Origin of the sequence: Pseudomonas sp. RL_5y_Pfl2_69 (genome assembly GCF_963970465.1) — a bacterium.
Taxonomy (GTDB): domain Bacteria; phylum Pseudomonadota; class Gammaproteobacteria; order Pseudomonadales; family Pseudomonadaceae; genus Aquipseudomonas.
The window spans coordinates 1-12,521 of the sequence record NZ_CAXAOU010000018.1 but is presented as its reverse complement, the minus strand read 5'-3'; the positions used below and the strand labels follow the sequence as shown (position 1 = coordinate 12,521).

Below are 12,521 nucleotides of genomic sequence, written 5' to 3'. Positions count from 1 at the left end.
GGGAGCAACAGTACATGCAGTTGGGAATTATTGGATTGGGCCGTATGGGCGGGAATATCGCACGGCGTCTGATGCTCAATGGGCATACAACCGTGGTTTTTGACCGCAATACCGACTTTGTCAGTGCTCTGGAACAGGAAGGCGCCACCGGCGTTGCCGATTTGCCAGCGCTGGTCGCAGGCCTGGCCAAACCCCGTGCTGTCTGGGTCATGCTGCCTTCAGGTGCGCCGACCGAAGACACCATCGAGACCCTGAGCCAGCTGCTGGACGCCGATGACATCATCATCGATGGCGGTAACACCTTCTATAAAGATGACATGCGTCGTTCGCAGTCTCTGGCCGAAAAGGGCATCCAGTACGTTGACGTCGGTACCTCGGGTGGCGTGTGGGGCCTGGAGCGCGGTTATTGCATGATGATCGGTGGAGACAGCGCTGTCGTGAAGCACCTGGACCCGCTGTTTGCAGCTCTGGCCCCGGGCATGGGTGACATCCCGCGCACCAAGGACCGTGTATCTGACGACGATCGTGCCGAGCGTGGTTACATCCATGCGGGCCCGGCAGGTGCTGGTCATTTCGTGAAGATGGTGCACAACGGTATTGAATACGGTCTGATGCAGGCTTACGCCGAAGGCTTCAACCTGATGAAGATGAAGGGCGGTGAGAACCTGCCTGAAGAGCAGCGCTTTGACCTGAACCTGGGCGATATTGCCGAAGTATGGCGTCGTGGTAGCGTTGTTTCGTCCTGGCTGCTCGATTTGACTGCCGATGCCCTGGCCACTGATGAGCCGCTGGATGGCTACTCAGGCGCCGTGGCAGACAGCGGTGAAGGCCGCTGGACCATCGAAGCTGCAATGGAGCAGTCGACGCCGGTACCGGTGTTGTCGCAAGCCCTGTTTGCCCGCTACAGTTCGCGCCAGCAAAGCCTCTATGGCGACAAAATGCTATCGGCCATGCGCTTTGGTTTCGGTGGCCATGTGGAGACGTCTAAAAAATGATTGATCTGTCCAGTAAACCTGACGCCAAGCCCGCGCCGCCCACCACTCTGTTCTTGTTTGGTGCCCACGGTGATCTGGTAAAGCGCTTGCTGATGCCTGCGCTGTACAACTTGAGTCGTGACGGTTTACTGGACGGTGGCCTGCGCATTGTGGGCGTTGACCACAATGGGATCAGTGATGAGGGTTTTGCCAAAAAGCTGGAGGACTTCATTCGCAATGAAGCCTCCAGCAAGGTGGATCATCCTGACGGGCAAGGCTTGAATGCCGATTTGTGGGCCTCGTTGGCAAAGAACATCAGCTACGTGCAGGGCGATTTTCTGGATGACAGCACCTACGGGGCGCTGGAGCAGAAAATCATCGCCAGCGGCACTGGCAATGCGGTGTTCTACCTGGCCACTGCACCACGCTTTTTCAGCGAAGTCGTGCAGCGGCTGGGTGCCAGCGGGTTGCTCAAGGAAACCCCCGATGCATTTCGCCGGGTCGTCATTGAAAAACCTTTTGGCTCTGACGTGCAGACAGCTCAAGCATTGAATGAGTGCCTGCTCAATGTCATGAGCGAGAAGCAGATCTACCGGATTGACCATTACCTGGGCAAGGAAACCGTCCAGAATATTTTGGTCAGCCGTTTCTCCAACGGGCTTTTCGAAGCCTTCTGGAACAATCATTACATTGACCATGTGCAGATCACTGCGGCTGAAACCGTCGGGGTCGAGACACGTGGCAGTTTTTACGAACACACCGGCGCCTTGCGCGACATGTTGCCCAACCATTTGTTTCAACTGCTGGCGATGGTGGCGATGGAGCCCCCCGCAGCCTTTGGAGCCGATGCAGTGCGCGGTGAAAAAGCCAAGGTGATTGGAGCAATCCGCCCCTGGTCGAAAGAAGATGCGTTGAAAAATTCTGTGCGCGGGCAGTACACCCAGGGTGAGTCCGGCGGCAAGCCGGTCGTGGGATACCGCGAAGAGAACAACGTGGCTGCTGACAGCAGCACTGAAACCTTTGTGGCGCTCAAGGTGATGATCGACAACTGGCGCTGGGTCGGTGTGCCGTTCTACCTGCGCACCGGCAAGCGCATGAGTGCGCGCGACACTGAAATCGCCATCTGTTTCAAGCCTGCGCCTTATGCACAGTTCCGCGACACCGAAGTTGAACGTTTGCAGCCCAACTATTTACGTATCCATATTCAGCCCAACGAAGGCATGTGGTTTGATCTTCAAGCCAAGCGCCCGGGCCCCGGGCTGAAAATGGCCAATATCGAGTTGGGGTTTGCGTACAAGGATTTCTTCGAAATGCAGCCTTCCACAGGCTACGAGACGTTGATTTACGACTGCCTCACCGGTGATCAGACCTTGTTCCAGCGTGCCGACAATATTGAAAACGGCTGGCGTGGTGTGCAGCCTTTTCTGGATGCGTGGCGTGAACACACTGACGTCCAGCCTTACAAGGCCGGGGAAGATGGCCCGGAGGCGGCCAAAGAGTTGCTGGCTCGCGATGGCCGCGTCTGGCTCAACATAGGATGAGTGATGTGAAGCAAGACTCCATTCAATTGGTGCTGTGTGACATGGATGGCACCTTGCTGTTGCCCGACCACACCATCAGCCCGCGCAACCTGGCTGCAGTCAAGGCGCTGCAGGCTGCAGGCATTCATTTCACCCTGGCTACCGGCCGCCCGCCCAGGGCCATGCGCGAGTATATCCGGCAGTTGGGTATTGAATTGCCCACTGCAGGATTCAACGGCGGAGTGCTGGTAAACGCCGATGGCAGCTATTTGCAGTCCCATCATGTGCCGTACGAGGCGGTGTTGAAGACGCTGGCCCTGTTGTCCGGGCATGACGTTGAAATCTGGGTGTTTGCTGACGATGAGTGGCTGTTGCGCGATCCGTTGGGCCCGATGGTTGCCCACGAACAACAGGGGCTGGGTTATGCGCCGCTAGTGGTAGAGAGTTTTGAGCCTTATTTGCATCGAGTGGACAAGATCGTGGCCACTACCAGCAATGCGCCACTTCTGGTGGAGCTTGAGCAGCGTTTGCAGCAGGTGTTGAGCGGGGAGGCATCGGCCAGCCGGTCGCAGGCCCGTTATCTGGACATTACTGCACTCAAGGCCAACAAAGGCGATGCCCTTGCAGCGCTGGCCGAGCATTTGGGGGTGCCCCTTGAGCGTACGGCAGCGATCGGTGACGGCGGCAATGACCCTGCGATGTTCCACCGTGCAGGGCTGTCGATCGCCATGGGGCAGGCCGAAGCGCAGGTTCGCGAGCAGGCGATGCAGGTCACTGGCAGCAATGTCGAAGACGGCGTTGCCCAGGTGATAGAGCGTTTTATCCTGCAGCGTTGAGGGCTATTCAGGCAGGTCATTTTGTCCGTAATTTGGCGCAATCGCGGCCTGCCTGGGGCCAGTCAGGCTTGTTATAGTCCGCCGCTCATTGAGCGGCGACAGCGCCCCATAAAGGATTCAGGTTATGTCCGACTACCAGGCTTTTCAGGTTGAGTTAAACGGCAACATTGCCCACGTTCAGATCAACCGGCCTGAAAAGGTCAATGCGATGAACGCGGCGTTCTGGACCGAGATCATCGAGATTTTCCAGTGGATTGATGAAACCGACGCCGTACGGGTTGTCGTGCTCAGTGGTGCAGGCAAGCACTTTTCAGCCGGTATCGACTTGATGCTGCTGGCATCGGTAGCCAATGAGATGGGCAAGGATGTGGGCCGTAATGCCCGTATGCTTCGGCGCAAGATTCTGCAAATGCAGGCCTCGTTCAATGCCGTGGATCATTGCCGCAAGCCCGTTTTGGCGGCTGTTCAGGGCTATTGCCTGGGCGGGGCGATTGACCTGATCGCGGCCTGCGATATGCGCTACGCCGCCGAGGATGCGCAGTTCTCGATCAAGGAAATCGACATGGGCATGGCCGCTGACGTGGGGACATTGCAACGTTTGCCGCGCATCATCGGTGATGGCATGCTCCGCGAACTGGCTTACACCGGGCGGATGGTCGCGGCGGATGAGGCCCGAGCTATCGGCCTGGTCAACCGCGTCTACAGCGATCATCAGGCGTTGCTGGACGGGGTAATGGCAATTGCCCTGGAAATCGCCAGCAAATCCCCCATCGCCATTGCCGGCACCAAGCAGATGATCAGCTATATGCGCGATCACCGTGTGGACGATGGTCTGGAATATGTTGCGACCTGGAACGCGGCGATGCTTCAGTCCAGCGACTTGCGGCTGGCGATGACGGCGCACATGACCAAGCAAAAACCCGAGTTTCTGGATTGACGTCTTTGTAACCTGAACAAGGATCATTTAATGACACCGCGTTGGATCACGGCAGTACTGGATACAGACCTGACTGGAGGCTGGGCCGTGGCGCGCGGCCCCGACGGGTTCTTGATCAATCACAATGGCCCGCTCTTTTCCCGAGAGTGGCTCAAGCGCCAGGACCTTGCTGTGCTGGCGGAGCATGGCATCGGACACCTGGACGGCGAGCCGGTGTACCTGCTCGAGCTTGCAGGTGCGGCCCAGGTCGAGGGCTGTGATTGGCAGGGCTTGCGTGCCTTCATGCTGGGCGAGGACCACACGCTGTACAAGGTGCTGGGTTATGCCGCGCAAATCGGCACCTGGGCTCGTGAGCATCGCTTTTGTGGTAGCTGCGGGCAGGCCATGACGCAGGTGCCGAGGGAGCGTGCGATGTATTGCGCGGCCTGCGATTTGCGCAGTTATCCACGTATCTCGCCCAGCATGATTGTATTGATTACCCGGGGCGATGAAGTGCTTCTGGCCCGTTCACCGCGCTTTGTGCCGGGGGTCTACAGCACTCTGGCGGGGTTCGCCGAGCCGGGGGAGTCGGCCGAGGATTGCCTGATCCGCGAAGTGCGCGAAGAAGTGCAGGTGGAAGTCAGGAACATCCAGTATGTGGGTAGCCAGTGCTGGCCGTTCCCGCACTCCATGATGCTGGGTTTTCACGCCGAGTACGCGGGAGGCGATATCGTGCCTCAGGCCGACGAGATAGAAGATGCGCAGTGGTTCAATGTGCACCGGCTGCCGCCGTTGCCGGCGTCGCGCTCAATTGCGCGTTATCTCATCGACCTGTATGTAGCCCGTCGTTTAGGCCATGCCGAACCAGTGCTGCCAGGCTAGGCGCACGGTCAAACCCAATACCACGGTGATAAACACCGGGCGAATGAATTTGGCCCCGCCGCTGATTGCGCTGCGGGCGCCGAAGAAGGCGCCGACCATGACTGCAAAGCCCATGGTCAGACCGATCACCCAGTCCACATGGCCGGAGAATATGAACACCGACAGCGCTGCAATGTTGCTGACGAAATTCATGCTGCGCGCCACACCGCTGGCCTTCACCAGATCGACCGGGTACATCAGCATGGTGCTGACGGTCCAGAACGCGCCCGTACCCGGCCCGGCTACGCCATCATAAAATCCCAGGCCCAGGCCCTGGGGCAGTTGCCATTTCTTTTTGATCGGCGCGTCGTTGTCGACAGGCGTTTTGGGCGTGCCGCCAAACAGCAGGTAGAGCCCGCAACCGAAAACAATCACCGGCAGCATTTTGTTGAGCCATTCGGCGGGCATGTAGTGGGCGACAACTGCGCCGATCAGTGCACCGGCGAGGGTTCCGAAAATGGCCAGCTTCCATTCGCGAGGATGGAACAGTTTGCGTCGGTAGAAGGTAAGGCTCGCGGTGGCTGCGCCGAAAGTCGAGCTGAGCTTGTTGGTGCCCAGCACCAGATGTGGCGGCAAGCCTGCGGTGAGCAGGGCAGGGGTGGTGAGTAGCCCCCCGCCCCCGGCAATGGCGTCGATGAATCCGGCAACAAAGGCAACGGCGGCCAGAATGGCGAGGGTGGTCAAATCTACGCTGAGTTCAAAAGGCATGGGATCGACTTAATTCGGCGGGACGTACAGCGCAAATGCGCAGGAAGGACGTCATCTTACCGATAAGCGTGAACAGCGGCGATAGGCCTTTTGTGGGGTCGCGATTCCACAGAAGCAGCGTTGGCCGCCCGGCTCTGCGTCGAACGATGTTGCCTGATGTATCTAACTGTCGTCAGGCAACGGCGATGAGTCAGGCTTTCAATAGGCGAGGGCGTCGGCCTCCGTGCGACGAACATTGACTGAAAGTGCTCCGAGCTTGATCAGGCGTGTTCGGGTGACATTGCGACTCAAACCCAGCAATTTTGCAGTGTGTACCTGATTGTGATGGCAAAACTCATAGGCCGTACGCAGCAGGGTATCTTCAACGGCTTCATGCAGGGCGCCCGGCTCTTCTTCGAACAGTTTCCGAAAGGCGCGTTGTAACAAGTCCCGGGTGGTATGCGTGGCGGGTTGTTGCAGCGCGAAGTCCTGGCGTCTGCTGCGTGATTGGGACAGGCGCAGGTCTTGTACTGTAATGGTCTGATTGCGGCACAGAAGCAGGCTGTGATGCACGACATTTTCAAGCTCGCGAATATTGCCCTGCCAAGGATGGTGGATCAGTACGTGTTCGGCACATTCACTGAGTGCCGTTGGTCCATGGGGCAGCCGTTGGCGATAGGTTTTAAGGAAGTGTCTGGCTAACGGAAGGATATCCCCGGGGCGCTCACGTAACGGGAGCAGCGCAAGGCTGACGACATTCAGGCGGTAGTACAGATCTTCTCGAAAATGCCCGGCGTCTATGGCCTGCTCCAGATTGACGTTTGTGGCAGCCAGTACGCGCACGTTGATCGGTGTGCTTTTGCGCGAGCCCAACCGCACGACCTCCTGCTCTTGCAGGACGCGTAGCAGCTTTACCTGGATGGTCAGCGGCAAGTCGCCGATCTCATCCAGAAATAATGTGCCGCCGTCGGCCTCTTCAAACCATCCGGCTTTTGCAGTCAGCGCGCCTGTAAAAGCCCCCTTTTCATGGCCAAACAGTTCAGCTTCCACCAATGACTCGGCAAAGGCGCCGCAATTGACGGCCACAAATGGCTGGTTGTGACGGTGGCTGAGTTGGTGGATATGCCGGGCGACCAGTTCTTTGCCGGTGCCGGTTTCACCAATGATCAGTACGCTGGCGTCACTGGGTGCTATCTGTTGCAAGTGTGCCAACAGGGCTTTGGACGCGGGGTCTTCAAACACTTGTGCCGTGGCGCGTATGGACGTGGCCAGTGCCGGGGTGGCAGGTAATGTTAAAAGCTGCATTGACAGCTCCTTTTAACAGGGGCTCTGCCCACAAAAGGAAAGCCGAAGGCTGCTTTATAAAGTCATTTTGTTATTCCGTAAACTAACCTAATTCCATATTTATATATCGATATTGCATATCGGACTTGCGTGATGACCTGCTTTTAGCGCTTTATAAGCTCCTGCTTTCCAGATAGCCCAGATTTGAGACATATCCTACGGCCTTCCTGTCGAATGCACCTTTTTTCACCTGGCTCAATCGGTTATCTCTAACGGCCGCATTTTCTCGTGGCTTCACTCTCCGGTACCAGGCACTGCCTGTTTCCGGAATGCGCTCAGTGGATTTGAACAATGAACAAGCGACCTATTTATTTCGATTACGCGGCCACCACTCCCGTGGACGCTCGTGTCATTCAGGTGATGGTCGATTGCCTGGGTTTTGAAGGCAACTTTGGCAATCCGGCTTCTGGCTCCCATGTCTTTGGTCAGCAAGCCCGGCAGACGGTAGAGCTGGCCCGTGAACAGGTCGCGAAACTGATCAATGCCAGGCCTGAGCAGATTATCTGGACCTCGGGTGCGACCGAGTCCAATAACCTGGCGCTAAAAGGAGTGGCCCAGGCGGGTGGTCAGTCCCGCGGGCATATCATCACCAGCCAGATCGAGCACAAGGCGGTATTGGACACTGCACGCTTTTTACAAGGGGCGGGTTTTGAGGTGACGTATCTGGCCCCTGATGCCAATGGGCTCGTAAGTGCCGGTCAGGTAGATGCTGCTCTGCGCGACGACACGCTGCTGGTGTCGTTGATGCTGGTCAACAACGAACTGGGCACGGTCAACGATATTCCGGGTATCGGGCGCCGGGTCCGCGAGCATGGTGCGCTGTTCCACGTCGATGCCGCACAGGGAGCGGGCAAGGTTGCCATCGACCTGGATGAGTGGGCGGTAGACTTGATGTCGTTCTCGGGGCACAAGATCTATGGTCCCAAAGGTATCGGCGCCTTGTATGTGGGGCCGCGTGCGCAGGATCGGCTACAGGCACAGATTCATGGTGGCGGGCATGAGTCCGGTTTGCGCTCAGGAACCCTGGCGACTCATCAAATTGCAGGTATGGGCGCTGCATTTGCAGTGGCCAGTGAGTCATTTGCTCAGGAGCTGGCTCACATTCGCGGACTTCGCCAGCGCTTGCTTGAGCAACTGGTCGATGTGCAAGGGCTGCAATGTAATGGCTGTCCGACAGAGCGAATTCCCCATACCTTGAGCCTGACCTTCAGCGAAGGGCACTTCAATAGCGCAATCCTGAGTGCTTCGCTCGCGTATTCGGCAACTTCAGCGTGCAACTCGGCGAGTAATGCACCGTCCCACGTGCTGCTGGCCCTGGGGCATGATGCCGATAAAGCCAGCCGAACAATCCGCCTGAGTCTTGGGCGCTTCACCAGCGAGCAGGATATAGATGCCGCAGTGAAGGCGATTAAAGCTTCTGTCGCCGCGCCGGCACCATTTTGGGCGGTTGCCCAACGGTAGTGGCTGATCCATGATCACTAGCGACCAATAATAATTCCCAGTGATAAGCAGGAGACAGAATGAGTACTCAGTCGTTGAAGCCAGTACCGGTAGTGGAGCGTTTGGCGCGTACCCGGGCGTTGATGAGCCAGAACGGTATTTATGCGCTGCTGGTGCCCTCGGCTGACCCCCATCTTTCAGAGTACTTGCCTGCATATTGGCAAGGCCGTCAATGGCTGTCGGGTTTTTACGGTTCGGTTGGAACATTGATTGTGACGCCAACCTTTGCTGGAGTGTGGGCTGACAGTCGTTACTGGGAACAAGCGGCCAAGGAACTGAAGGGCAGTACCATTGAGCTGGTCAAGCTGTTACCCGGGCAATCGGGTCCTCTGGAGTGGCTGGCCGAGCAGACGCCTGAAGGTGCAACGGTTTCGGTTGATGGTGCAGTGCTCGCGCTGGCTTCTGCACGCACACTCGAGAGCAAACTTAAAGAGCGTGGTGCCGTTTTACGTACGGATATCGATCTGCTTGACCAGGTTTGGGATGATCGTCCAATACTGCCGGTACAGCCGGTTTATGAGCATCTGCCGCCGCAAGCGACGGTCAGTCGGGCTGAAAAACTGGCGCAGTTGCGAGAAACACTCAAGCAGCGCCAGGCGGATGCACATTTTATTGCGACTCTGGATGACATCGCCTGGTTGTTTAATCTGCGAGGTTCGGATGTCTCCTTCAACCCAGTGTTCGTTTCGTTTGCGTTGGTCGAGGCCTCGCGGGCTACCTTGTTTCTGGACTTGAATAAAATCAGTGTCGAACTGCGCGAGACACTTGAGGCTGATGGCGTTGAGCTGCGTGATTACGTTGAGATCAATGCGGCTCTGGCGTCTTTGCCGGGTTCAACTCGTCTGTTGGTGGACCCTGCCCGTGTGACTTGCGGGCTGCTCGGTCATTTGCAGGCTGAGGTGAAACTGGTTGAAGGCTTGAACCCAACTACCTTGGCCAAGTCTCAGAAGAGCCTCGAGGACGCGGTCCATATCCGTAAGGCTATGGAGCAGGATGGTGCTGCGCTCTGTGAGTTCTTTGCATGGCTGGAGACAGCCCTTGGGCGTGAGCGCATTACCGAGTTGACTATTGATGAGCAGTTGACCGCTGCTCGTGCCCGCCGCCCCGGCTTTGTATCGTTAAGCTTCAACACCATTGCGGCTTTTAATGCCAATGGCGCAATGCCGCATTACCACGCAACGGAGCAAGAGCATGCTGTGATTGAAGGTGATGGCCTGTTGTTGATCGACTCGGGAGGGCAGTACCTGGGAGGCACAACCGATATCACGCGTATGGTCCCTGTTGGGACGCCAACCCGCGAGCAGAAACACGATTGTACTCGTGTGCTTAAAGGTGTGATCGCCTTGTCCAGGGCCCAATTTCCAAAAGGGATCCTGTCACCTTTGCTGGACTCGATCGCAAGGGCGCCGATTTGGGCTGAGCACGTCGATTACGGGCACGGGACAGGTCATGGGGTCGGCTACTTCCTGAATGTGCATGAAGGGCCTCAAGTTATTGCGTATCAGGCTGCGCCGGCACCACATACTGCGATGCAGCCGGGGATGATTACCTCGATTGAGCCTGGAACATACCGCCCGGGTCGTTGGGGAGTGCGAATCGAGAACCTGGTGTTGAATCGTGAGGCGGGAACTTCGGAGTTTGGGACATTCTTGAAGTTTGAAACCCTGACGCTGTGCCCAATCGACACGCGCTGTCTGGAGCCATCATTGCTGACCCTGGAAGAGCGCGAATGGTTTGACGCCTATCATGCGCTGGTTCGCGAGCGCTTGAGCCCGCACCTTGTCGGGTCTGCGCTTGAGTGGCTGCTGGAGCGTACGGCACCACTTGCGATAACTGCCTGATCTCCTTGCCATGCTGTCGGCTCGCTCGACGGCATGGCAGGGCGGGGCGTTACTTGCAGATAACAATCATGCTGCGGCTGGTATAGCCGGCTGGGTTCAGGCCGAATGGGTAATCCCCTGGTTCTTCTGCGGTATCGCCCGATTTGGCCACCACCCGGTATCCCTTGCTTCCACAGGATTTGACGGCTTCGGCGTAGCACTTGTTCCACGATGAGGACAATCCAGAGCAATTGATATGCAATCCTCGTTTTCCATGCTTGACGGCAGTTTCCGAGGTTGCTGCGCAGCCGGTTACAACGAGTACGGCTAAAGCTACCAAAATTCGTTTCATTCCTGTCCTTAAGCGTTTGCGTCGGAGTTACGGGATGCGAGAATCGGTGACCATCTCCCCATGGTTTTAGTGGATATCCTTATCCGGAATCGGTTCATGTGATTCTCAAGGGACAAACATCCCTTAAATGAGAGTCAATTACCAGAGCAGAGTTAAATGGCGTGCTTATTGTCGGTGACGATCGGTTTTGAGTGGTTGCGCATCGTTAAGGTCGCACCGATAGAGGCCATTATGATGCAAGAGATGGCCATCCACTGTGTGAACGACAAGACCTCATTCAGGAACAGCAGCCCTGAAAGTGCCCCAAAGGCAGGCTCTATGCTCATTAAAGTGCCGAATGTTCGGGTGGGCATGCGTGTAAGAGCAATCATCTCAAGCGTGTAAGGCAGTGCTGTCGATAAGAGTGCTACACCAATGGCTATTGGGATCAGGCCAGGGGTCAGCAATGCTGCCCCTGCGTGGTAAACCCCGATAGGTGCGAAAAACAGAGCCGCAATAATGACGCCCAATGCTGCGGTCTGAACGCCATTGTCCGCACCGGCCCGCTGCCCATAGAGGATGTACAGCGCCCAGCAGACCCCGGCACTTAGCGCGTAGCCAGCGCCTGTTGGATCAATGCCTTGAACGCTTTCACCAATGGGTATGAGCAGTAGGAGTCCCGTGATGGCCAGGCCGATCCATATAAAGTCGATAGGTCTGCGGGAGCTATAAATAGCCACTGCCAAAGGACCCGTAAACTCCAGAGCAACTGCAATACCCAGCGGAACAGTGCGCAGTGACATATAGAAGAGGAAATTCATTCCTCCCAGGGCGATCCCGTAAACGATCACGGTCTTCAAGGACTTGGTGGTGAACTTGGCTCTCCATGGTCGCAGTATCAGGAACATGATGAGGCTGGCGAATGTCAGGCGCAGGCTGGTTGTTCCTTGTGCGCCGATAATAGGGAACATGCTTTTTGCCAGCGAGGCGCCGGATTGGATCGAGGCCATGGCAATGAGTAGCAAGCCAACAGGGAATAGCGTTGCTACGAAGCTATGGGGGGGCTTTATCATTGATAGGTGTGCCTGGCAGAAGGTTTAAAGACAGGCATGATGCTTGGGTAATTCTGGATGTGCAATATAGTGCGCATTCAATGTGGGTTTTCTACCTATGAAGCTCGTAAGGTCGATAGTTTGGATTAATGCTTGACTCAGATTTACAGCGGCCTATAATGCGCCCACTTCCGGCGCAGTCGAAACGGAAAACTCCTTGAGTTTCAATGAGTTGGATTGGTTTTCGGCAGTGTCAGCTTCAAGTCATCGAAGCAGGAAATGAGGTGTTGACAGCAGCGCGTAACGCTGTAGAATTCGCCTCCCGCTAACGAGAGATCGAAAGCGCAAGTGGTTGATGTTACAGAGGAAGCTTTGAAAACATCTTAAAATAACCGCTTGACAGCAACAGAGGCTGCTGTAGAATGCGCGCCTCGGTTCAGCGAAAGCTAACCAACCGCTCTTTAACAACTGAATCAAGCAATTCGTGTGGGTACTTGTGGAGTCAGACTGATAGTCAACAAGATTATCAGCATCACAAGTTACTCCGCGAGAAATCAAAGATGTAACCAACGATTGCTGAGCCAAGTTTAGGGTTTCTTAAAAACCCAAAGATGTTTGAA

11 protein-coding genes are annotated in these 12,521 nt (G+C 56.3%); 7 read left to right on the top strand and 4 right to left on the bottom strand.

The annotated features are described in order from the left end of the window. Positions 1-14: 14 nt before the first annotated feature. From gnd to nudC, 5 genes are all read left to right on the top strand, one after another. On the top strand, positions 15-995 hold the full coding sequence (gene gnd, locus AACY07_RS23380; RefSeq protein WP_133077897.1) for a phosphogluconate dehydrogenase (NAD(+)-dependent, decarboxylating): 981 nt from the start codon (positions 15-17) through the stop codon (positions 993-995). Next, the gene (gene zwf / locus AACY07_RS23375; RefSeq protein WP_339478062.1) at positions 992-2,515 is read left to right on the top strand and encodes a glucose-6-phosphate dehydrogenase; all 1,524 of its coding nucleotides are present in this window, start codon (positions 992-994) and stop codon (positions 2,513-2,515) included. Before gnd ends, zwf begins: the two co-directional genes overlap by 4 nt. Then, complete coding sequence (locus AACY07_RS23370; RefSeq protein ID WP_339478060.1) at positions 2,512-3,330, top strand: HAD family hydrolase; 819 nt, start codon at positions 2,512-2,514, stop codon at positions 3,328-3,330. Before zwf ends, AACY07_RS23370 begins: the two co-directional genes overlap by 4 nt. Before the next feature lie 124 nt (positions 3,331-3,454). Further along, entirely contained in the window at positions 3,455-4,267 is an 813-nt protein-coding gene (locus AACY07_RS23365) for a crotonase/enoyl-CoA hydratase family protein (protein WP_133077894.1), read from the top strand. 30 nt (positions 4,268-4,297) lie between these two features. After that, positions 4,298-5,128: an NAD(+) diphosphatase gene (gene nudC, locus AACY07_RS23360; protein WP_339478058.1), complete on the top strand. Its 831-nt coding sequence runs from the start codon at positions 4,298-4,300 to the stop codon at positions 5,126-5,128. Here nudC and AACY07_RS23355 read toward each other — a convergent pair. Continuing rightward, positions 5,096-5,875 (bottom strand): TSUP family transporter, encoded by a 780-nt coding sequence (locus AACY07_RS23355; RefSeq protein ID WP_219262110.1) that lies wholly within the window; start codon positions 5,873-5,875, stop codon positions 5,096-5,098. The genes nudC and AACY07_RS23355 overlap by 33 nt on opposite strands. A gap of 198 nt (positions 5,876-6,073) precedes the next feature. Then, positions 6,074-7,159: a sigma-54 interaction domain-containing protein gene (locus tag AACY07_RS23350; protein ID WP_339478056.1), complete on the bottom strand. Its 1,086-nt coding sequence runs from the start codon at positions 7,157-7,159 to the stop codon at positions 6,074-6,076. A gap of 330 nt (positions 7,160-7,489) precedes the next feature. On the opposite strand from AACY07_RS23350, the gene AACY07_RS23345 reads away from it, so the two are divergent. Next, positions 7,490-8,659 carry a cysteine desulfurase family protein gene (locus AACY07_RS23345; RefSeq protein ID WP_339478054.1) on the top strand — a complete coding sequence of 390 codons (1,170 nt, stop codon included), beginning with the start codon at positions 7,490-7,492 and terminating at the stop codon, positions 8,657-8,659. Positions 8,660-8,718: 59 nt separating this feature from the next. Next, positions 8,719-10,539, top strand: a complete 1,821-nt coding sequence (locus tag AACY07_RS23340) for an aminopeptidase P family protein (RefSeq protein ID WP_339478052.1) — start codon at positions 8,719-8,721, stop codon at positions 10,537-10,539. A gap of 49 nt (positions 10,540-10,588) precedes the next feature. Here the strand turns inward: AACY07_RS23340 and AACY07_RS23335 are convergent, their stop codons facing one another. Further along, positions 10,589-10,870, bottom strand: a complete 282-nt coding sequence (locus tag AACY07_RS23335; protein WP_133077888.1) for a hypothetical protein — start codon at positions 10,868-10,870, stop codon at positions 10,589-10,591. Positions 10,871-11,022: 152 nt separating this feature from the next. Then, positions 11,023-11,922, bottom strand: a complete 900-nt coding sequence (gene rhtA, locus AACY07_RS23330) for a threonine/homoserine exporter RhtA (RefSeq protein WP_133077887.1) — start codon at positions 11,920-11,922, stop codon at positions 11,023-11,025. Positions 11,923-12,521 lie beyond the last annotated feature (599 nt).